The following is a 22832-nucleotide window of genomic DNA, read 5'->3' on the forward strand; positions in this document are numbered from 1 at the left end:
ATATACAGGAAGACCAATGACTAAAACAAGCTTATTTAAAAGTAACAAAACTCAAGCTGTCCGATTACCCAAAGACGTTGCCTTTTCCGAAGACGTTAAAGAGGTGGAAGTTTTAGTGGTTGGTGAAAGCCGAATTATTACCCCGGCTAAAACCAGTTGGGCATCCTGGTTTAGCGGAGAGCCTGCCAGTGAAGACTTTATGGTTGAACGCGAGCAGCCTGAGGAGCAGGAGCGCGACCCGCTATGAACTTGCGCTATATGCTCGATACGAATATCTGCATCTATATTATGAAGAATAGACCAGCATACTTAGCCCCTATTTTTGATGAGCATTCGCGCGAGCTCTGCATCAGTTCAGTTACAGTAATGGAGCTTCAATATGGTGTCGAAAACTCGCAGCAACGTACAACTAATGCCGACAAACTCGACAGCTTTTTGGCTCGTTTAAAAATACTAAATTACGATACTGACGCGGCTTATCACACAGCACTTATTCGTCACAAACTGAAACAGCAAGGCACACCAATTGGCCCCTATGATCAGATGATAGCTGGCCATGCCAGATGCTATGGACTCACGGTTGTTACCAATAACACCGGAGAATTTGAGCGAGTTCCCGGGCTTATTACCGAAACCTGGCTGCAACAACCACCGCAATCATCAATCAATGAGCCAACTCCAGCCTATCGTTAAAAGAAATGTCAGACCCTTGCCTGCGATTGACCAATATACCTCGCCCAGTATTAGCTATATGCACTAACTTGACGTTCAAATGTTTCGGTATATTCAATGCTAATTGCCGTCATTCGTCAGCACTTTCTCAAGATTAGAACGGAGCTGATTTGAAGATAAGGTACGTCCAGCTTTTAAATCTTTTTCCGCGAATGACATTAGCTTCATAAAAGCCATTTGTTCTTGCTGCATTTCATACTGGGCTGGATCCCGCACCACATAGAGTGGCTCCCCATTTTGGGTAACAACAACAGGCTCCTCAACATTCATTGAGGAAAGTTCTTTCTTAAATGCTGAAACCGTTGTGATGCGTGACTGTTTAGTTTGATACATTGTCTGAGCCCCTAGACTAGGTTACTTTTAAAATTATAGATGGAAACCAAGCGACTAACCCAGCAACTGCTTACTCAGCATGCCAATAATAAAGCCCAATACAGCTCCGAGTGAGGGCGTCCAGTGACGTCGCATTCTCGCTTGTGGGGCAATATCCTGAAATACTAAGTAAAGGATACCGCCAGCGGCGAAACTCATGATCATAGCCGTAATTGCCGGGGTGTCGCTCAACCATAAATAGCCCGAAATTGCTGCAAGCGGGCCAAAGAATGAGGCTACAAATAGCCCGCCCAGTGCCATTTTTTTGGTGAGCCCCGCCGCCTTCAGTTCACGGTAGGCATTAAAGCCCTCGGGAAAATTTTGCGCGCCAATGAAAACGGCTAATAACAGCCCTGTATTTGGACTGATGGCAAAAACGGCACCTAACGATAAAGCTTCGGGAACAAAGTCCATTAGCATGGCAAGAAATTGAGAGGCATTTCCACCCTGTTTAGCCAACCACGCATCAATGCAGCAAAAGACTATACCACCGCTGGCAAACAACAAAGTGAGAGACCAGGCATTCAATTCTTTCATTCCCTCAGGAACCAGAGCAAAGGCGACTGCGGACACTAAAATGCCACCGCCAAAGGCGGTAATGCCGTGAATAAACTCACGCTTTCCGGTAGTTTTGGGCGTGCCTTCGTAACGGGCAAATACACCACCTAAAAAGGCGGAAAGCCCCGCCCCCCAGGCCAGTAACAGCATCATGTAAACATTCATAACTAAACCTTATCAAATACAGAGCCGGTGTCCGGGCTAAACAATTTACTGTAAAGCTTGGTCGCGTAGTTGTCTGTCATTCCGGAAATATAGTCACAAATAACACGCTTGGGGTTTTCTGCGTTTTTATATTTTTGCAAAGTAGAGCCAGGCAGCAGTTGCTCTGGGTTTTCGCTCAGTACCTGAAACAGCTTCAAGATCATCATCTGGCCTTTGTACTCCAGAACCTGCACCGAAGAGCTCCGAATAACATGCTTAAACACAAAGTCCTTCAACACTTGCAGAGTATGTTCAATGTTCTCAGGAAGGCTTGCCTGCAGATCTAACCAGAGCGATTCAAACCGGTTCTGCTCTTTCACTTCAATGGCATCCACAAAATGCCCGACAAGCTTACTAATTGCGTGCTTACGCGCACGGCTTTGGCCTGAAAAAAGCGCCTCGGTATAAAACCGCTCTTCCTGCATAATAACGCTGTCTTTATGCAACACAGCGAGTACATCTTCCCGCCACTGCTTCTCAGTTACCAGGTTCAGTGCCAGCGAGTCTTCCAAATCGTGCACGCCGTACGATATGTCGTCGGCCAGCTCCATAATGGAGGTATCAAAAGCTTTGTACTGTGCTTTGGTTTTACCCTCTTTCATTTTAGTGGAGCGAAAGGTCGCTTTGTCGTTGGGAGTCAGCGGTTCCAGTATCCAGTCCAGCACATCCTGTTCGTCGTCATGAATAGATTTGGGTGGTTTAAAAGCACTTAGGTGGTCTTCGGCAGAAAGTGAGCGAGTACTAACTTCGCTATGCAACACCGGATACTTAAGCACGCCGAGTAAAGTGCGCCGCGTTAAATCCAAACCGTCGTGGTCAGAATACTCACCCAGCTTTGAAATAATGCGCAGCGTTTGCCCGTTGCCTTCAAAACCACCATTACCATGCATGTGGTAGTTCAGTGCCACTTCTCCACCATGCCCGAACGGAGGGTGACCAATATCATGCGCCAGGCAAATGGCTTCAATTTGAAAGTAAGACGGGATATGCGTCGAAATAGAGTCGTTCTCTGCATACTTTTGCTTTAATTTCTCACAAATTCCCGAACCAATCTGAGCCACTTCCATAGAATGCGTTAAGCGCGTGCGGTAAAAGTCACTCTCGCCCACACCCAACACCTGAGTTTTTGCCTGCAAGCGGCGAAACGCCGACGAATGAATAATACGCGCCCTGTCACGCTGAGCATCGCTGTCCGGCGTAGCGGCATTAAAGGTCGTGGTTTTTCCTGAGCGGCGTTGGTGCATATCAGTCCATTCGTTTTTGGTTTCCTATAACCACAGCAAAACAAATTTTTGCGGGTTTGCCCAGAGAAACCTGTTCATAAATGGCACACCTCTTGCTGTTTCTATCCATAAACGCGAATAACGCACTAAAAAGGCAAAACATTGCCACACGGCAATGCCAGTTTTGGATAAGGAAAAGCCATGAACATGAACCCTGTGAGTAATAACGCGAGTTATCCGACGACAACAACGACCCAAAGTAATAAAAATGAGGAACCTGGCAGCGGAAACATAGCACCGGAACAAGACCGTGAGTCGCTGATAGACAATGCCTACCGCAGCATATTGCTGAATCGTATGGGTGTTGATACCGGGCATCTAGAAGAAATTGAGCAAAAAATAGAAGAGCTTGAGAGTAAATCCAGCCTGACTAAAGAAGAAAAAGACGAACTTAACAGCCTGATGGAAGCGCGCGATCAGCTATTCGAAGATGCTATGCGTCGCCAGGCCGAAGAAGGCAATAACAGCAGCCAGTCCAATATTCCCATAGCGATAACTGAAAACTTTAATGCCCGTAAGATTTCGCCTAACGACATGAGCGAACTGGCCAGCCAGTTGTTTGAAGCCGGCGTTATTACTCGTGAACAGCGTAGCGCGATGAGTTTTCAAATCTCCAAAACCAGCCTACACAAAACCTTTACGCCAGAGTCTCAGCAGATAGACCCGGATGAGCCTATGGATTTTGTGAAGTTTTGGGAAGATAGAGTAAAAGCCAACGACTATTTTGACGTATCAGCAAAAGAAAAAGCGAAAGACCAGGGTATTTTAGATGTGTTGCGCCAGGTTAATTTACTTTTTTGAGTCATCCAGATCAGACTTTTTCGCTTCAGCTAAAAGCTTCTCTGCTTCGGCACTAATAGCCTTTAGCCGCGCTGTCGTCGGCCTAAAAAGGGACTCTACTTTAGGGTTACAGGCTTCCAACTGGCGTACCATAGCTTCAAATAACTCAGCACCTACCATGTAACCAGCGGTTTTATTGTGGGAAAGTACCGCCACAGGCTCAGCTTCAAAATACTGGCAGGGGTGTTTGCGCACGTCACTGGCAGATACCGTTTTTTCAGCCAATATAGTTTGTGTGTTCATACTCTACCTCACCACTTTTACATCTATTGACTAAATTATAGCCATAAAACATACGCAATTACAAACAAAATAATATACATAAATATGTACAATTTAATTTTCTGTCTGTTTTTTCAAATCACTATTCTGCGCTTCAATTTCACTGATGTACTTTGACTGATGCTCGCGTGCGAATTGCACGGCTTTATTCGAAGCCTTTAACGCACTCTCGTTGTTGTCATTCATTGAATAAACCGTAGCCAGGCTGTCCCATAAAACTTCGGACTGGTCGAATACCTCAACACCTTTCTCCAGAATAGCCTGTCCCCAGTCAACTTGGCTTTCATAAGCGGCCTTTAAGCCATACACGTTGTATTGCTGAACCGACATAGGAAAGTCGTAACCTACCGTCTTTTCGTAATCAGCATAGAACGCCTGCAACTGCTCCAGCGACTTAATTTCGATGTTTGGCACCGCGTTAAACCCACGAAAAACGGATTTAAGCCCCTCGACATTGCCGATTAGTGGCGTGCTGTCATGGGTTTCGTTGGGAAACTGCTTTGACTCCCAGTTAAAAGCCGATTCCGACTTCGCTTTAAGCACCTTCAATAAACGTTCATAGGCCTCGGCCATTTCATTAGGCTCATTCGCCATACTGACAAACCAACGTACCGCCGGCTTTTCTTCCTCTTGCTCTACCGCTTTTATGTCTTTTATAAGCGCAAAGTCATCCCACCAAAGGCTTGGGCTAACCGATATTGCCGCGTTGATAAAATCTGAATGGTGAGTCGCCAGATAACTGGTGTAGAGCCCTGACAGCGAATGCCCGGTAACCACTGTATAAGGCGACACTCTGTACTTTTTCTGCAACGCCGGCATCAGCTCATCTTGCAAAAACTGGGTGTACTGCTCAGCACCGCCAGAGCGGTCAGCGTAGGCCTCCATTTTCGTGTGAGTAAAACGCTTTAAGCGGTTCCTTGCACTGACCCCGACAACAATCATTTCCGGCACAATAGAAAACGTACTTAAAAAATTCACATTACCCGCTATGTGCTCAAACTGCGTTGAACCGTCCATAACCAGCAGCACCGGATACTGAAAACTGTCTGAATGCTCATAACTTTCCGGCAACGCGACCCGCGCCGTTATCCCTTCATCAAGGAGCTTAGATTCCATAGTGAAGATTTCGGACGCATACACGCTGGCAGTGGTGAATAGAACGAGCAGACAAGCAAATGAACGGGTTAGGCTTTTAAAGGAAAAAGGCATGAGATCAGTAGGTTACTGGGTAGTGGGGGTATATTAGAACTATTCTGGGGTGGGGGCAATTGGAGAGCTGCTAGATCTAAGCGATACGGTAGGCTATCCCTACCGCAACACACTAAATGCTTGATAAAGCCGAGTTGGAAGTTTGTTTTTCAACTCCCAAGTTATATTCATTGGTCGCTCTCCGTGACTGTCAATAAACGTCACAGGCCCACAAGCTTTGTAAGCTTTTTGCTTATTCTCTCTTACAAATAATTGGAACTGCCAACCATTAGTATCACTCTCAATATAGCGACGACCCGTTGGAGTATTCGAAGAAGCGGTATTTTGCGACTGCCAATGGAATTTATCGCGACTTATTGCATAATCATTGTAGGCAACACCTTCATGTAACGCGTCTGCTTTGTCCAAGGTAACAAATAGCAGCTCCACTTTCCTATCTTGCAAACGCAATACTCCTGCTTGGAATGGGGCACGATGATCTTCACTTAGAAAACCAACTGCAGTGAGTATTTCGCGTATTTGATAGGACGCATGAAGTTTTAACGCTGTATCTTCTAGCCCTGGTAAGTCGTGAAATACATAGTTTGTTTTCGCATCAAGATATCGCGATAGCTGATTTAATTCACCGCATGCTTCCGATTCATCATGCAGTCGCTGAATAAATGCTTTGCCGCTCCCGACTTGCCTATTTTGCCCATCTATTTGATAGGCCAACATCTGCGCGTATAGCTTTTCTCGTTGGCTCAGACTAACCGGGCGACTGGATTCTGATATTCTCTGAATAAACTGCAAATACTCTGGATCATCAATATGCAATAAGCTAATAAAGCGACGACTAAAATAGGTTTCCACATCATTGGCTTCGCCTTGCAGCAGTTGGGCTGCCCGCTGTAAGTTTGTCCATCCCGTATTGTTGCCATTTCCTCGATAAATATCAGTGAGCTCTAACTGTTGTTCCGTTAAAAACTCTGACAGTCCAACTTGGCTACGGCCTTTTATTCGAGCAAAGTGATTGAGTTCGTTTCGAAGCTGGTTCCATCTTTGATTTATAGCTTCGCGCAAACTTCCTAAAACAGATTCGCGTGCCTGTTTTTGTAACTGTAAATAACAACCGCTAGGTAATTTTCCAAAACCATTTTTAACACCTTCAAATACTTCGTTTCGCGTTAAACCTGTGATAGCTCCATATAACACGTCGAAACGAAATCCTGCTCGGTGTTGACCGACAAAGTCTAGAACTAGGCAACTATCTTTTTCGGGATGTAAACGCAATCCGCGCCCTATTTGCTGCTGAAATAAAGTGACACTTTGAGTAGGTCTTAATAATAAAAGCGTATCGACAAAAGGCAAATCGACGCCTTCGTTATAAAGGTCGATCGTCACAAGGACATTGATTTCCTTGTTAGCCAGCTTTTTAGGTAACGACAATCGCTCGTCTCTAGAGCTTTCACCATAAATCAGTGCAGCAGAAATCCCTGCCTTGTTAAACTGTTGCGTCATGAATCTTGCGTGTTCGACATCAACGCAAAATGCTAACGCTCTTGAGTCACTTACCGTATTAACAACTTCGGACCATGCTCGAATAACATTGCGCGCGCGCACGTAATTTTCAGAGAGAATATTATGAAGATCTGTACGTCCATCCCCATTGGCCCAGTTAACATCACGATAGTCTTGTCCATCGTCACAGGCATAATATTCAAATGGAGCCAACAACTGCTGGTCTAACGCATTCCAAAGCCGCATTTGTACTGATGGGGAGCCATCTGGACGAGAATCAAAATACGCTAGTACGTTTTTGTTATCCGCACGTTCGGGCGTCGCTGTTAAACCAAGTAGGTATTTCGGCTGCATACGAGACACAACGTCATCAAAACTTTGCGCCGCAATATGGTGACATTCATCAACGACCACAACTTGCCAATGGTTCTCCGGGAAACGCTCTAAGATCCCTTGCGAACGTAGACTCTGAATGGTGGCAAATAAGTGGTCATACTGTTGAGGTCTATGTCGCCCTGTTAATAGGTCGCCAAAGTTCGAGTCCTTTAGTATTTGCCGATAAGTCATTAATGACTGACTAAGAATTTCTTCTCTATGCGCAACAAATAATAATCGAGGTCTTCCTTTCTCCTGTTCACAAATTCGGCGGTAATCAAACGCCGCCATGACTGTTTTCCCTGTCCCTGTGGCAGCAACCAACAAATTTTTATAGCGCCCGTGTGCCCTTTCATTATCTAGTTGCTCAAGAATATCCGATTGAAACGGTTTTGGGGTAATATCAAAAAACGTTGTGGTGACATGCTCAAGTGAATACTTGCCACCAGACTCTCGAATTAAGGCTTGCTCTAGTGCGTCAACATGCTCGCGATCATTCGGATCATAAGGTTGAAATTCTCCATCTTCCCATAAGGTCTCAAAGTGTGCCTTTGCTCTCGAATAGAGATTCTCTTGCCCTCGTTCTGTGAACTTCACAGTCCACTCTAATCCGCCCATTAAGGCCGCTCCAGATAAATTGGCGCTGCCCACATAAGCGCTACCAAAACCTGTCTTACGTTCAAATATCCAGGCCTTTGCATGAAGCCTAGTCCGCCGTCCATCTAAAGAGATACGAACCTCGCAGTTAGGAAGCTTAGCGAGCATATCCAACGCGTTTTTCTCTGTAGCGCCAATATATGTCGTGGTAAGTACACGAATCGACGTTTTACTTTTTCCGGTCGCGTCAGTCGCTGTAATTTGCTTTAAAACATCATGAATTTTTCGGACACCAGAGACTGTAATGAAACTAACTAGAATATCTACATGGTTGCAACTGGATAGCTCTGCAATGAGTTCATTAAGCAAAGCTGGTGAGTCTTTTCCCGCGGTAAATAGCCACGGCTGTGCTAGCCCAATTTGAGGCAGTTCTGGCTGCTCACCTTTTCGGTAAAGCGATCGCAACACTTGAGGAGGAGAGATAAACTCGTCAATAATTTCAGCAGCAGTCTCATCTTTAAGCGCACTGCGAGCGTGTTGAAGTAGCCCGTTTAAAAGCTCAACTTGTTGACTCAGTTTTTCGTTATTAGTTAGTTTTTCACCTTCTCCCACTGCCGCTAGCACACGCGAAAGTTGTTCTGACAATGACTCCACTAAACGATTATGGCTAACTTCAAGGCTTAGACTTTCTAAATCAGAAACAAGATGACCGTCCTGTTCAGATAACCCATCCTTAACAGTAGAAGTTTGCAACAAGTCATAAATGCCACGGTGTAAATTAGACACGCTTGCCTCCCTGGCTAAATAGTTTACTACCCACCAAACTCAACCGCTCCTTAGCCCGCGTAATCCCCGTATACAAGAGTTCTTTACTCAGCACGGGGCTGTCGTGGTCGGGCAGAACCATGACGGTGTGTTTGAATTCGGAGCCCTGAGATTTATGTACGGTCATGGCGTACACGGTTTCTATGTGGGTGAGACGGCTGGGCAGTACCCATCGCACGCCTTTATTTTCAGACTGATTCTGGTCGGGAAAGGCGACGCGCAGGTGCCCGTGTTCGGGGTCTTTAAAGGTTAGACCGATGTCGCCGTTGTTCAGCTTCAGTCCGTAGTCGTTTTTGGTGACCATAACGGGGCGGCCTTCGTACCAAGTGTTGGCGTTTACGCCGAGTATGTCGCCGACTTTTTGGTTGACGGCTTTTACGCCCCAGGGACCTTCGCGCAGGGCGGTCAGGATTTGGAAGTTGCTTAGGTTTTGTAGAGCTTCCACGGCGATATCGTTAATGTTGTTGGCATCAGTTGCTGCGTCGGCATTGTTCCTGACGTGTAACGTCAGGCTACCCCTGACAAGAGCTTCGAATGCTGGGTCGTCTAAGCTGCTGACTTCATACAGGCTGACAGGGTAGTCTTCGGCGGCGTTTTTGGCTTTTTCCAGTTCCTGTTTTGTTGCGACGTTGTCTTGTCGGTTAATGGCGTTGGCCAGGTCGGCAATAGGGCCTTTGAAGCGATAGCTTTTGCGGAATTTCACGACGTGCTGCAGGCGTTGCTCGCCGCTGTCGTCAATTAAGTCGCTTGGGAAGGCTGGTGTGTCGGCTACTTGCTGCAACCACTGGGCGGTTTCTGTGTGGTAGTGGCCTTGGTCCGCGCCTTCACACAGGTTGCCCAACACGGCGCCTGCTTCTACGGAAGCTAGCTGGTCTTTGTCACCAATAAGCACCAGCCGCGCGTTTTTGGGTGTGGCTTTTAGCAGCGCGGTCATCATTTCAATGTCTATCATTGAGGCTTCGTCGACTATCACAACGTCGGTGCGCAGTGGGTTGTCGGCATTGTGTTTAAAGGCGCGCGAATTCGGTTTTACACCCAGTAAGCGGTGCAGGGTTTTACCTTCAGGTTTTATGGAATCTAAGGCGTCTTTCAGGGTGGCGAGTTTTGCATCACCCCGCAGCTTAGCCAGCTCGCTTTCTATGGACTCAGTGAGTCGCGCGGCGGCCTTACCGGTAGGCGCGGCCAGCGATACGCGCAGCGGCGGTAGGCCGAGGAATAAGGTTTGATGCTGCAAAGCCGTTAACAAGCGCACTACGGTATAGGTTTTACCGGTCCCGGGCCCGCCGGTTATTACGCTAAAGCGATTGCGCACGGTATTCCCGCAGGCTACACGCTGCCAGTTAATCTCATCCGTCTTTTCACCACCTGCTTGAGCAAACAGCTTTGCCAGCGTGCTTTTCAGCAAGTCGTCGTTGGTAACTGGCCGGTCGCTCATGCGCGCCTGTAAATCATTCTCTATAAAGGCTTCGTACTGCCAGTAGCGACGCAAATACAGTTTGCCGCCACTTAACACCAGCGGCTGATTACCTTTGCCGTTGGTGTCTACGCAGTGGCTTTGGGTTAATGCGGTTTCCACATCGGCACCAAACTGACGGAACAACTCGCTGGGAGTATCGCAGTTTGGTGAATAGCGGTTCTCGGGTGGTAAATTCAGTACTCTTTCGGGTTCATTCTGCAGCGCTTTGACATCAGTGCTGGTATGCCCGCGGCCGGCTTCGTGCGAGGCGCACAGGGCGGCCAGTAATACCTCACTGCGCGTTTCTCCAGCTTGCTGCAAAAACTCCACAAAGGCCAGGTCTATTGAGCGTATCCAGCCGGCATCTCGCCACTCACGGAGGGCATCAAATAAGGTGTTCGAGGTTACTTCTGTCATACCGGCTCCTTATCTGAAAGGTTCTTACCCTCAAAAAGTGCGTCCAGCTGCTCTATTAACTCCCGTGGCGGCCTGTCACAAAATGCCCCGCCGGTTTCCGCCCGGTGCCCGCGTAAAAACAGATACACAGCACCACCTACGTGAGTGTCATAGTCGTAGTCACTGCCTAACCGCGCCTTTAACAGGCGATGCAGTGCCAGGGTGTAAATGACGTATTGCAGGTCGTAACGGCTGTGCAGTATTTTCTCGCGCATGGCTTGTTCGGTGTAGGCGTGGTCGTCTTCGCCCAGCCAGTTGGACTTATAATCCGCGACGTAGTATTTGCCTTTGTGCTCAAACACCAAATCGATAAAGCCTTTTAGCATGCCGTTCAGCACATTGGGCTCCAGCGCTGGTCGTTCGTGCCCCGGCAGAATGTGTTCACGAACCAGAGCATCCAGCCTTTGTGCGTTAACCTCGCTGGCACCAAACCAAAATTCCGGCTCGGCTTTGTATTGTTCCAGAGCGCTTAAGCTAATGCGGTCACCACTGTCATTAATGGGGAATTGGTTGTGCAAATAGGCATCCAGCCAATGCTCCAGGCTGTTTTGGTGTTCCTGCCAATACGGGCTGACACAAAAGCCCTCTACCAGCCCGGTACGCTCGGCAGCGTCACTCGCGATTTTCGCAAAGCCGATATTGGCGGACTCTTCCAGCAAGTTATGCAAAAACGTACCCGGCCCCGCGCCTTTGGGTAAATGATGAATACTGTCCGAGCTTGGCTCGGCGGCACTGGCGACTTCTACGTCGTCATCATCGCGCTCGTCCAACAGGTTCATTTCATCGGGCGACTGCGGTGCCTGCACACTTTTTGTCACGGCACCTTCGTACTTAAGCGCGCTGTAACTGGCTACCCACCAGCGCTCCAGCTTACGGTCTGCGGGCATGCTGCGCGGTGTGAGTTTAGGCGTTGTTTGCTCTTGTTCCAGCGCACGGACTAAAGGCTCATCGTCTTCCAGTCGCGTTAACTGCGTATGCGGCACCCGTTGCCAGCGCTCGCTAACTTCGTTGTACAGCTCATTGGTTAATGACTCGCCGCCGTTCAGCAAGTAAAAGAGCGGGTTGTTGCGATGCTCTTTCACCGCTTCCAGCGCAATAAAAGTGGCGTATTGCGCGCGGGTAACGGCCACGTACATTTTACGTAAGTCTTCGGCGAGGATCTCATTACTCAAACGCTGTTTGTTGTCGTCGTCTTTTGACCACAATACCTGTAGCTCACCGTTTTCATCGTGATACACCGCCGGTGGCTTTATCCGATAGGCTTCCGCCTGGGTGTACGCCACAAAGGGCATAAACACCAGCGGGTACTGCAGGCCTTTTGACTTATGAATGGTGATGATTTTTATCAGTTCGTCGTCGCTTTCTAAGCGCAGCTGCTGCTCGTCACTCTGAGTGCGGCTGTTGCTGCCAAAGCCATGACGTTCGTTTACCTGCTCGGCAAAATGGTTCACCAGCGCGGGAATACCGTCCAGCACCAGGCTTTGCTGTTGCAGCAGCTCGGCAATGTGCAGCACGTCGGACAGTTGGCGTTCGCCGTGAATACGGTCTTCCAGTAGCTTTGCGGGCACCTGGTGGTCTTGCAGCAGGCTGTGCAACATGGCTAATACGCCCTGTCGCTGCCACTGGTCGTGATAACTTAAAAACTGTTCTACTCGCTGTTCCCACTCGCGCTCGTGGCTATGAATATGTTCCAGCTCACTCAGCGGCAGGGCAAGCAACTGTGTCGCCAGGGCGCTGCGTATCAGCGACGGGTCGCGCGGTTCGGCGCAGGCACTCACCAGCGCCAGCAGGTCTTTGGTTACGCGCTGCGCAAATACCGATTCCCGGTCCGACAAATAAACGCTTTTCAGCCCGCGATCGCTCAACGCCTTTTTAATAGCATTGGCTTCGTTAAAGTTGTTTACCAGCACCGCAATGTCACTGGTTTTTACGCGCTGCTCCAGCTTATCATCACCGTTGTAATATCCTGCCTGCGGGTCATTAAGCAGGGAGGCAATCAAGTTAGCGTGATGGTTCGCGGCAGCTCGGAAAAAGTCATTTTTATTGCGTTTTTCTTCGCCGGATACTGACCACAAGAGCGCCGGTGCAGTTCTTAAATTGCTGGATAACAGGCAATGCTTGAAAGTGCGCTTCAGCCCATTTGCACCCACTGGGTTAAAGGGCAGCTGGTTTTCTGCTTCGGTTTTAAACAGGAACGCGCCGCTCGGCAGCTCTTCGGCGCGCTCAAACAGGGCATTAACGCCGTCTACCATGGCCTGCGACGAACGGAAGTTTCGGGCCAGATTATAATGCCGGCCTTCGGTATCGCGCCGGGCTTTTAAATAGGTGTAAATATCGGCGTTACGGAAGCTGTAAATGGCCTGCTTCGGGTCACCAATAAGAAAAATGCCGGTGCCTGGGTGCGGCTCCGCCAAATTATAAATACGGTTAAAAATCTCGTATTGAACCGGGTCGGTGTCCTGAAACTCGTCCACCATAGCCACCGGATACTGCTTACGAATAGCGGCAGCTAAGGCTTCACCACTGGGGCCTTTCAACGCGTCACGTAAACGCGTCAGCATGTCGTCGTGGCCCATTTCGGCGCGCTGGTTTTGCAACTCGGCAAAGCGACTACTGACCCAGAAGGCCGCGTGTTGTTTTACTTTGGCCAATTCTTCCTGCTGCTGTACTTTGCTGCGTTTGATACGCTCCTGCAGTTCACCTAAAACCGCCCAGCTATTGGGCATGCCACCGAGTTTGGCATCGGCAAACTTCTGTAGCTCGTCAGTGCTTATATTCTTCCAGTTAGCCGCGGTGGCTTCGGGCTCAACTAGGTCAGGGTCGCCACACCAGTCCGCAAATTTCTGAAATTGTTTGAGTTTGGTTGCCGCGCCCTTGGCTTGCGAGGTTTTATCAACCAGTTCCTGCACAATAGGCGCAACTTCCTGCTTTATAGCAGCCATTCGTTGCTGATGCGCGCTTTCCGCCTCTTTCAGCAGGCTGTGCAAGTCACCATTGACCGGTGCCTGCCCGCTTTTGCTTAAGCTGTAAGTGAGCCCCAACAAGGTTTCCGGTGACTTAAAGTCCTCCAACAGCCGGGCGCTGAGTTCAGCGTCAGCCGGGTAAATAAAACGGCGAAAGTAGTCTTCGGCGGCCTGCAGGCGCAGCTCTTCGTTGTCAGTTTCAACGTCCTGACTGAACAGGCTACCGCTGGCAAAGGCGTGCTCTTTCAGCATGGACTGACACCAGCCGTGAATGGTTTTCACCGCGGCTTCATCCATGGACTGTGAGGCTAAATCCAGCAAACGCGCCAAGTGCATCAGGTTTTGCCCTTGCGCCGCGCAGTCTTCCCGCAAACTGGCTAAGAAAGGGTCACCTTCTACGGTTTCCGGGTCACGGAAGTAAGATGCGGCTTCGGCTAAGCGTGCGCGAATACGGTCACTCAACTCTTCGGTGGCAGCTTTGGTAAAGGTCATGACCAGAATGTTTTTCGGCACCAGTTCGCGTTCAAACGCAGTTTCTTTCGTACCATTATTTGAGCCATGACCAATAACCAAACGCACATAAAGCGCGGCAATGGTGTACGTTTTACCGGTACCGGCGCTGGCCTCAATTAAGCGGCTGCTGTTCAGCGGAAAATCGAGCGGGTTCTCTAGCGTATGCCCTGAGGTATGTGACGGCAAGTGACTCATGATTTATCCTCCGGCACCAGGGTTAAGCGCATGGGATCATAAAGTTCGTCCATAAAACGGCGGAAGTGTGGTGATGCCTGAATGGCTTCGTAACTCTCGGCAACGCGCCCGCAATAATCGCTTTTGGTGACCAGCGCCGGGTCTTGAAAGCCTTCTTCTTCGTATTTTTGTCGGGCGGCTTCGTGCGCCAGCGTTTCGTCCTGGCCGTTCTTGCCCATTGCGCTTAGCCAGGTCATGGCTACGTCCAGATGCATAGGCTGCGGCTGCTGCGCTGACAGTGCTACCAGTTCCAGTATTTGCTCCAGTTGTTGCACCGCAAGCTCAGCGGGCACCGGTGCCGCCTGCAGCTGGCAGCCACCTTTGGATACAATTAAAAGCCGTGTCGGTTTTTGTAAATTCAACAGCAACACACCAAGGTAATAGGCACTGGCATGCTTCCAGCCGCCGCTATTTATGCCTTTACCGTTTTTAGCGGCAATGTTGCTGGCCGAGGTAACCACCCACAAACGCTCGCCGTTTTCATTACTGTGCAGCCCGGTTACTGTGTCATCAATAGTCAGCCCACTGTGCTCAAAAAACACCTCGACAGGAAATTCATTCACACCCGAATAACCGGCAATGCTCTGCTGATAGGTTTCCAGTATCTCCTGCGACTGCTCCAGCAACTGAAACCCATTTTGCTCAGCTATTGCGCCAATACCTAAAGCCCCTTCGCGTTTAATCCGGTTTAGCTCTTTTAGTAGCGAGGCTTCAATGCCTGCGCCATTCAGCAATGCTTTTTTTCCCGCATCCACCAAACGCGTAGTCAGTGACCAGCTTTGCAGGCTATCCATCACAAAGGCTTCGCTGTCGTCCAGGTCTTCACTGTTGCGGCTAAAGTAAGTATCCAGCCGCCAGTTAAAGTACAGCCGCGCCGGTTCTTCAATAAAGCGTTTAATGTCGTTGATGCTCAGGGTGCGTTCCAGCTCGTCGTCTGCGGCGGTTTCCGAAGCCGCGCGGCTGGTAGAAGCCACCGTGCCCTGATGCGCCTGCGCCCATTCACTGGCATAGGTAAAGTATTCCGGGTCTTCCTGGCTAAAGTAATGGGGGTTAAACGGCTGTAATTTGTGCTCAACGGTCAGGCTGTTAATGTCCACTTCCCAACCCTGTTGCAGGTGATCACGCAATTGCGCCACCAGCACCGACGGTGTGCGCTCGCTGTTGTCTTTGGCGCTGTAGCCTACCCAGCTCAAGTAAAAACAGTCGCGGGCTGAGAGCATAGCCTCCAGGAATAAATAGCGGTCATCGTCACGCCGCGAGCGATCGCCCGGCCGATACCGGTCGGTCATTAAATCAAAATCCACGCGAGGCACCGAACGTGGGTAATCACTTTCATTCATACCCAGCACACACACGTACTTAAACGGAATGGCCCGCATAGGCATTAAGGTGGCAAAATTTACCGCGCCCGCCAAAAAGCGTTGGTTTAGGTTCTGCTGGTCCACGCGCTCTAACCAGGCGTCTTTGAATATGGGCAGGCGCAGTTGTGATTCGTTATCCGCTTCTATGCAAATATCCCGCAGCTGATACAGCTCATCACCCAGCTTAGCTAACAGTAAGCGATCACTGTCTTCTTCGGCCTCGAAAAACTGTTCCAGCAACCACTCGCCCTGAGTGACCCACTCCGGTAAGGTGTGTTCACCCTGCGCGTGCTGCCACCATTGTTCCAGGGTGCGAACCACGTCCGCCAAACAGCCCACCAGCGCGGCGCTTAGCCCGGCCACTTCGGTATAAGGCTCTACATTGGCCCAGGGCGAATCATTTCCTAAACCGGCTTCTGCCAAATCACCCATGGCGTAACCGGCTATCATGCGTTTTAAGCCAAACCACCAACTGTTGGTTTCTTCTGCTTCAGGCATATAAAACTGTCTGCGCTGCTCAGCATTCAGCCCCCAACGTGCGCCGGCTTCTTTTACCCAGCGCTTTAACTGCGGCAGGTCGTCGTCACTCATGCCAAAACGTTGTTGCACCGCCGGAACCGACAGCAAATTGAATAAGTCAGTCTGAGTAAAACGCAGCTGGTCAACTTGCAACAATAGCTCCAGCGCTATCATTAACGGCCGCTGATGACGCTCGCCTTGGTCAGCAATGGTGTAAGGAATGGCACGCGAGTCGCGTTCACCAAAACGGTTGTGGTATCTGCCAAATACGGCGTCAATATAAGGCGCGTAGGTGTTCACATCAGGCAGCATCACCATAACATCGCGCGGTTTTAACTCGGGGTCTTTCGCAAAGGCATCCAGTAATTGGTCATGCAACACTTCCAGTTCCCGCTGCGGGCTGTGGCAAACATGAAACTGAAGTGATTTATCGGAGGCACTCGGCGCAGGCCAAAGCTCGCGGGTTTCCTGAACTGGGCGCAGGTTTAGAATGTCGTCCTGCAACTGGGCTAATAAATGGTCCGTGTTATGCGGCTCAAACAACTCCAGTTTAATGGTGTTAAACGCTTCCTGTTTGGCCAGGGTTTCGTCGTATAAGTCCAGCAGGCGAATGTAGTCTCGGCCCTGCTTACCCCACGACGCCAGCAACGGATGCGCCAGCTGGTGCAGTTCGTCGTCATTGGGGTCGTCGGGCAGTTCCGGTTTGTGTTTTAAGCGCGAAGAGGCTTTGACTGCCTGCCGCAAGGCTTCTTTGCCATCGACAATGTCGGCCCAGTGGTATTGCGACGGGTTATGCACACACAACAGAATTTGCGTGTAGCCTTTTATGGCATCCAGCACCTGCAGCATTTGCTGCGGCAGCGAGGAAATACCAAACACCACCACCCGGGGCGGCAAACCCGCCGGACGCTCAGTCAGCGCCTGCGCCGTATCAATAAAACGCTGATGCAGTTCGGCCCGGTTATTCCAGTAGTCATCTATGCCAATGTCGTTACTAACTGCGCGCCACAATTCCGGCTGCCACAACTGTTCGGCTTCAACTGGTTGTTCCTGCTCCAGCACATCCTGACCACGCACCCAGTTCTCCAGCCAGTCGGCACGGTACACCGCGTACTGATCAAACAAGTCAGCCAATCGCCCGCTTAACTGATACAGCTTGCGACCGTCGTTGTCGTCGGAGGTATAGTGTTTAAGCGGTGCAAAGTGTGGGTTGTGCTCGATAAGCTCAGGCAAAAGACGCATTAATCGCCAGGTTAGGCGGTCTTTATCAAAGGGAGAAGTTTTGGGAATATTGTCACCGAGCACGGCTCTGTATGCCTGCCACTGAAACCGCGCCGGCAGGGTGACGTCTATCATGGCAGCAATGCCGCTGGCCTGGGCTAAATTAATTTTAAGCCACTGGGCAATACCGTTGCTTTGCACCAGCACAGTTTCCTGCTCCAGCGGCGCCAGCGGGTAGTTTTGGGTGAATGTAACCGCCACATCGGTTAGGTCTTCCAGCCGATGTCCATGCGCGACAATAAAGCCGGGGGTCAATTCACTCACTCGCTGCTCTCCCTAAATGTGGTTTCATACAAAGCCATGGTATCGTATCTTTTAAACGAAACCAGCATTAAACAATTCTGTTGCAATAAGGCAAGTTCATGGAAATCTTTATCGCCGTATTTTTCTTCGCTTTCTCAACCACCATAACACCGGGTCCTAATAACATTATGATCATGTCGTCTGGGGTAAACTACGGAGTTAAAGCCAGCCTGCCGCACTTCCTGGGCATCTGCTTTGGCTTTCCGGCTATGGTACTGGTGGTTGGTATGGGTTTCGGTTCCATATTGGAACAGTTTCCACTGCTGCACCAACTGATAAAGATTGCCGGCACGCTTTATTTGCTCTGGCTGGCCTGGGTTATTGGCTCACAAACGCCGAAAACCATTGAGAAAGGCGACCGCAATCCCCTGACTTTCTGGCAGGCGGTGCTGTTTCAATGGGTTAACGGTAAAGCTTGGGTTATGGCGACCGGCGCGGTTGCAGCATTTACCACCGTAGCTGGCACACTTTGGTCCGAGGTAATAGAGATAACAGCCGCCTTTTTGGCTGTAGCTTTTCCTTGTGTGGGAATTTGGCTCATTGCAGGCGCCGGACTGCGTCAATTGCTGACTAACCACACCGCGCAAAGAATTTTTAATATTTCCATGGCCTTACTACTGGTCTTTTCTGTGCTTCCTGTCGTAGAGGATATATTACAATTTTATTTTGCTTAAACCTTTATTGAGTTAACATAAAAATAACAAACTAGACTAAACTCGTTAATGGTTACCTAAAGGTTAAAACAGCACAGGGGTGAGCTATGGATCCAAAAACTGCGCAAATATCTTTTGATCAGCTTATCTCTGAACTGTCGACCCGCCTTATTAACAGCGAGCCGGCTGAAACTTACGAATGTATAGAGGAGGTAATTGCTGCTATCGGCAATTACACTGACACTGATCGTTGTTACGTATTTGAGTTCGACGACAATATCCAAAATATGACCAATACCCATGAGTGGGTGAGAGACGGTTATCAAGCACATATCACCGATCTTCAATCGGTTGCGTTAGAAGAACTTCCCTGGTTTTTTGAGCAGATAAAAACCCATCATAAATGCATTGTAGATAATATTGATTTATTACCTCCAGAGGCTACAGCCGAAAGAGCCGAGTTTGAGCGCGAGCAAATTAAATCAGTTATTTGCGTTGGGCTGGTCGCAAACCAGCACCTGCTGGGTTTTGTCGGTTGCGACATGGTGCGACAAGAACGGCAATGGACGCCGGAAGAAATTCGTCGTTTACGCCTTGTTGCCGATATGATTGCGAATACCCTCGAGCGCCAACGAACTTACTCTGAGCTAATCCATACTCAGCGAGCACTGGAAAAAGCTAACCGTATGCTGCAGGCGCAAGTTGCTCAGGACGGTTTAACCGGTATAGCTAACCGCCGCGCTTTCGACGAGCGCATAAATAATGAGATTCAGCGAGCATCACGGCACAAGACTCCGCTAGCTCTGCTTATTATCGATATCGACCACTTTAAACCCTACAACGACTATTACGGACATTTACAGGGTGATCAGGCTCTGAAATCTGTTGCTGATGCTATGTTTGATCAGTTACAACGCAGTACGGATTTTATCGCACGCTATGGTGGCGAAGAATTCATTGCGGTTATTTCAGCGACCAATAAAGAAAAAACAAAAGAAAGTATGAATCAATTACTCGAGGCAGTTAGGAGCTTAGATCTTGAGCACGAGCGTTCAGACGTCGCCCCTTACCTGACGGTAAGCATTGGGGGCTATATCCATAGCCCAAGAGCTGACGAGGATACAGAAAAATTAATTACCCGCATGATATCTAAAGCAGACTCAGCGCTGTATCGCGCTAAGTCTGATGGTCGCAACCGGGCTTACTTAGACACTTAGTTCCAGCTGGACAGTTGCTTCTGAAGCTCTTTATCATCAACCTTTTTCAGGCTGGCAATTAACTGCTGAGACTCCTCGTCATTGCCTTTCAGGGCAAGCAATTGAGCTAAACGAAAGTTTGCCCAATGAGCTTTTGGCGCGCTGTCCGGTAACTCAGCATCCAAATACTGTTGCAGTGCTACAATGCCTTTATCCAGGTGTTCTTCCGCCAAAACAGAGGTTTTACCAAATTGGTATAAAGCCATTACCGGAGCTTCGCCTTTTCTCGATTCACCCTCAGCTGCCTGTTCAAAAAGCGAGAACGCCTTTTCATAATTCCCGTCTTTTTGTTCCTGAAAGCCAAGATAAACCAGAACGTCGGCATTATTCGGATGCTCAGCTAAAATTTCATTCACTAATGTCCGCGCCTGCTCTTCTTTTTCATGATGTTGCAGGTATTTAACTCGGGCAAATGCGCCTTCCACCGCATCTATTTCCTTAATGGCCTCAATTTGCGCCAATGCTTTTTCGTCATCACCACCGGCTATTGAAGGTGCCATCATATAAAACTGCAGTAACGCAGTGCGATATTCCAGCGAACCAGGCTCAAGCTCTACGGCTTTTTCAAAAGAGTCGACAGACTTGCCAGCATAACTGAGCGCACTGAAAAAAGAGTCCTGTGCCTGCTGGGCCATAACAATGCCCCGTATATGCCAGGCTTCAGCATTTTCAGGTTCATTTTTGACCCAGTCTTCCACGGTATCTTCGGCGTCATCCAGCCGCTGTTCGGACAAATGATTTTGAATAATTTGCTTAGTTGACTCCCCGGCATAAGCGCCGGGGAGAAATAAAGCAGCAGTCAGCACCAATACTAGCCATTTCACAATAACTCTCCTTAGTTAGGCTTTTTTCTGCTCTTTAACCCATTGATCAACACGGCGCTCCAGAATATGCAGCGGTAGTGCACCACCACCCAGAACGGTGTCATGGAAGCCGCGAATATCGAACTTGTCACCCAGAGCATCTCTGGCTTCTTCACGCAGTTCCAAAATGCGGATCATGCCAATTTTATAAGCTGTTGCCTGACCCGGCATAACCAGGTAACGACGAACCTCTGAGCGCACCGCGCCTTCGGCAATAGGGGTATGCTCCTGGAAGTACTTAACCGCTTCCTCTTCAGTCCAACCTTTGGCATGCATGCCAGTATCCACAACCAGACGTACCGCACGCCAAATTTCCGTGGTTAAGCGGCCAAAGTCAGAGTAAGGGTCTTCATAGGCACCCATTTCCTTGGCTAACTGCTCTGAATATAAACCCCAGCCTTCGCTATAAACCGTAAAGCCAGCCTGAGTACGAAACTCCGGTACGGACTCCAGTTCCTGCGCAATGGAAATTTGCATGTGGTGACCCGGATTACCTTCATGATAAGCAATAGCTTCCATCTCATTTTTCGGCATCGAGCTCATATCGGACAAATGCGCATAGTAAATACCCGGACGATCACCATCAGGCGAACCGGGGTAATAGTGCTGGGCGGCGCCGTCTTGTTCGCGGAAGGGTTCAACGCGTTTTACTACCAAATCGGCTTGCGGCAAAATACCGAAATATTCCGGCAGCTTCTCATTAATGTAAGCCAGATATTCACGCGAATCTTCCAGATACATCTCTGCGCCTTCGCCGTTATTCGGATAGAAGAAGCGCTCATCAGTACGGATATAATCAAAGAAGTCCTGCAAATCACCGTCAAAGTCGACTTTCTCTTTAATGGCTATCATGTCATTGGTCAGACGCTCGACTTCATCAAGGCCTATTTGATGAATTTCATCGGCTGTTAAGTCAGTGGTCGTGTAGTTCTTCAGCAGAGCATTATAATAAGCTTCGCCGTTTTCCAAGCGACGCACACCGGTTGCAACTTCGTCGGTGTTTTCAATATCACTTTCAAGGAAGCTAATAAGCGCTTCGTAACTTGGCTGGAAACGCTCTAGTAGCACTTTTCGCACTTCTTTTTCGTATTTATCGGTCTGTTCAGCGGAGATCGCATCACTTTCCTGAAGCGAGCTAAGCTTGTTCTTAGCATCTTCAAGCAAGCTTGAGTCGCCTTCCTCGTCAAACGGCGCACCGGAGGTTAGCCCTTTGGCTTCTTTAATGATTTGCTCATACGCAAAACGCGGCGCGCGAACTCCATTCTCTACTTGCTGTTCGGCGCGCTGCAATAATTGTTCAATAGCGGTTGCACCGCCTTCCAGACGGGAAATATAAGCTTCCATGTCTTCGGCAGTATCAACCCGGTGGAAGTTGATTAAAAACTGCGGCAGGAAGGTGTGCGCGCCACGCATTTGGTCAAATACGTAGTCCATGCCGCGGAATTCGGCATTACGCTTGGCTTGTTCATATTGGTAAACCCAAACGTCGTAAGACGTCTGAGCTTCCAGGTTTAGCTTGTCGTAGTCAAAGTTAGCTTTCAGCTCTTCAACGGTTCCTTCTAACCACTCTAACTGCTTTTTCTCTGCGGCTACGGTCATATCGTCAATGTCGCCGTAGCGATCTTTGCGACCCAGGAAAGTCATTTGAATAGGGCTTTGCTGAAGTTGTTCTTCGTACTTTTCCTCAAACCACTGATTCAGACGTTCGGTTTCAGATTGCGAGCTTTGCTCAGTCTGTTTAGGTTGCTCAGCTGCCGTTTGAGAATTTTGGCCAGAATTGTTCTCTTGCGGTTGCCCACAAGCCGTTAATAAGCCCAAAACAGCCAGGGCGACAATGGAATAACGCATAGCAGTGTCCTTTATTCTTCTTTTGATACAGGAAGAAAAACTATAGCGTGCTTGTTACACTAATGGAAATGCTTAAATTATAACCGAAGAGTTTATGGCGAAACCGAACAAGAAAGGGCCGGTACGCACCGTGCAGATTTCTTGTCTGCAGTGCAAAACGCCCATATTCAAATACAGAAAAGGTGGCAAAGGCGCTTTGGTAAAATGCTTTATTGAGCGGATTGTTGAAGACCACACGACCACACCATGTCACTGCCCGGGATGTGGGCAGGAGTTTGCGCGCGAAACCATGATACGCGGCACCCCTGCTTACAAAATTATTGGCGGTAAAGTCCATTCAAAATAGGTG

The 22832-nt window shown here is 49.0% G+C and carries 17 protein-coding genes; 6 read left to right on the plus strand and 11 right to left on the minus strand.

What is annotated here, in order from left to right; all coding sequences use genetic code 11:
• Positions 1-16 precede the first annotated feature (16 nt).
• Positions 17-247, plus strand: a complete 231-nt coding sequence (gene vapB / locus RJ32_RS13335) for a type II toxin-antitoxin system VapB family antitoxin (protein WP_034822874.1) — start codon at positions 17-19, stop codon at positions 245-247.
• Entirely contained in the window at positions 244-693 is a 450-nt protein-coding gene (locus RJ32_RS13340) for a type II toxin-antitoxin system VapC family toxin (protein ID WP_034822876.1), read from the plus strand. The genes vapB and RJ32_RS13340 overlap by 4 nt, the downstream gene beginning before the upstream one ends.
• Positions 694-792: 99 nt before the next feature.
• Here RJ32_RS13340 and RJ32_RS13345 read toward each other — a convergent pair whose 3' ends face one another.
• From RJ32_RS13345 to RJ32_RS13355, 3 genes are read right to left on the minus strand one after another with little or no spacing between them, the layout of a single operon-like run.
• Positions 793-1065: a type II toxin-antitoxin system Phd/YefM family antitoxin gene (locus RJ32_RS13345; protein WP_034822878.1), complete on the minus strand. Its 273-nt coding sequence runs from the start codon at positions 1063-1065 to the stop codon at positions 793-795.
• A gap of 54 nt (positions 1066-1119) precedes the next feature.
• Complete coding sequence (locus RJ32_RS13350) at positions 1120-1827, minus strand: ZIP family metal transporter (RefSeq protein ID WP_034822880.1); 708 nt, start codon at positions 1825-1827, stop codon at positions 1120-1122.
• A gap of 2 nt (positions 1828-1829) precedes the next feature.
• On the minus strand, positions 1830-3110 hold the full coding sequence (locus tag RJ32_RS13355) for an anti-phage deoxyguanosine triphosphatase (protein ID WP_034822882.1): 1281 nt from the start codon (positions 3108-3110) through the stop codon (positions 1830-1832).
• 180 nt (positions 3111-3290) lie between these two features.
• On the opposite strand from RJ32_RS13355, the gene RJ32_RS13360 reads away from it, so the two are divergent.
• Positions 3291-3950 (plus strand): hypothetical protein, encoded by a 660-nt coding sequence (locus RJ32_RS13360; RefSeq protein ID WP_034822884.1) that lies wholly within the window; start codon positions 3291-3293, stop codon positions 3948-3950.
• On the opposite strand, the gene yafN is transcribed toward RJ32_RS13360, so the two are convergent.
• The 6 genes from yafN to recC all read right to left on the minus strand — a co-directional run bounded on the left by yafN (position 3939) and on the right by recC (position 17824).
• A complete protein-coding gene (gene yafN / locus RJ32_RS13365) occupies positions 3939-4232 on the minus strand; it encodes a type I toxin-antitoxin system antitoxin YafN (protein WP_034822886.1) in 294 nt (97 codons plus the stop codon). The two genes, RJ32_RS13360 and yafN, sit on opposite strands and share 12 nt — an antisense overlap.
• A gap of 93 nt (positions 4233-4325) precedes the next feature.
• On the minus strand, positions 4326-5387 hold the full coding sequence (locus tag RJ32_RS13370; RefSeq protein ID WP_235598962.1) for an alpha/beta hydrolase: 1062 nt from the start codon (positions 5385-5387) through the stop codon (positions 4326-4328).
• A gap of 192 nt (positions 5388-5579) precedes the next feature.
• Positions 5580-8738 (minus strand): DUF3427 domain-containing protein, encoded by a 3159-nt coding sequence (locus RJ32_RS13375; protein ID WP_034822888.1) that lies wholly within the window; start codon positions 8736-8738, stop codon positions 5580-5582.
• A complete protein-coding gene (recD, locus tag RJ32_RS13380) occupies positions 8731-10650 on the minus strand; it encodes an exodeoxyribonuclease V subunit alpha (protein WP_034822889.1) in 1920 nt (639 codons plus the stop codon). Before recD ends, RJ32_RS13375 begins: the two co-directional genes overlap by 8 nt.
• On the minus strand, positions 10647-14360 hold the full coding sequence (gene recB / locus RJ32_RS13385) for an exodeoxyribonuclease V subunit beta (RefSeq protein ID WP_034822891.1): 3714 nt from the start codon (positions 14358-14360) through the stop codon (positions 10647-10649). Before recB ends, recD begins: the two co-directional genes overlap by 4 nt.
• A complete protein-coding gene (gene recC, locus RJ32_RS13390) occupies positions 14357-17824 on the minus strand; it encodes an exodeoxyribonuclease V subunit gamma (RefSeq protein WP_034822893.1) in 3468 nt (1155 codons plus the stop codon). Before recC ends, recB begins: the two co-directional genes overlap by 4 nt.
• A gap of 98 nt (positions 17825-17922) precedes the next feature.
• Here recC and RJ32_RS13395 point away from each other — a divergent pair, with 98 nt between their 5' ends.
• Together RJ32_RS13395 and RJ32_RS13400 are read left to right on the plus strand one after the other, a co-directional pair.
• The gene (locus tag RJ32_RS13395) at positions 17923-18537 is read left to right on the plus strand and encodes a LysE family translocator (protein ID WP_011235758.1); all 615 of its coding nucleotides are present in this window, start codon (positions 17923-17925) and stop codon (positions 18535-18537) included.
• A gap of 86 nt (positions 18538-18623) precedes the next feature.
• Entirely contained in the window at positions 18624-19733 is a 1110-nt protein-coding gene (locus tag RJ32_RS13400) for a sensor domain-containing diguanylate cyclase (protein WP_034822895.1), read from the plus strand.
• Here RJ32_RS13400 and RJ32_RS13405 read toward each other — a convergent pair.
• Together RJ32_RS13405 and RJ32_RS13410 are read right to left on the minus strand one after the other, a co-directional pair.
• The gene (locus tag RJ32_RS13405) at positions 19730-20596 is read right to left on the minus strand and encodes a lipopolysaccharide assembly protein LapB (RefSeq protein WP_034822898.1); all 867 of its coding nucleotides are present in this window, start codon (positions 20594-20596) and stop codon (positions 19730-19732) included. The two genes, RJ32_RS13400 and RJ32_RS13405, sit on opposite strands and share 4 nt — an antisense overlap.
• 15 nt (positions 20597-20611) lie before the next feature.
• Positions 20612-22483 (minus strand): DUF885 family protein, encoded by a 1872-nt coding sequence (locus RJ32_RS13410; protein WP_034822900.1) that lies wholly within the window; start codon positions 22481-22483, stop codon positions 20612-20614.
• A 94-nt stretch (positions 22484-22577) separates the two neighbouring features.
• On the opposite strand from RJ32_RS13410, the gene RJ32_RS13415 reads away from it, so the two are divergent.
• The gene (locus RJ32_RS13415; protein ID WP_011235762.1) at positions 22578-22829 is read left to right on the plus strand and encodes a hypothetical protein; all 252 of its coding nucleotides are present in this window, start codon (positions 22578-22580) and stop codon (positions 22827-22829) included.
• The last annotated feature ends 3 nt before the right edge of the window (positions 22830-22832 follow it).

The organism is Idiomarina sp. 28-8 (assembly GCF_000320945.2).
In the GTDB taxonomy this organism is placed as follows: domain Bacteria; phylum Pseudomonadota; class Gammaproteobacteria; order Enterobacterales; family Alteromonadaceae; genus Idiomarina; species Idiomarina loihiensis.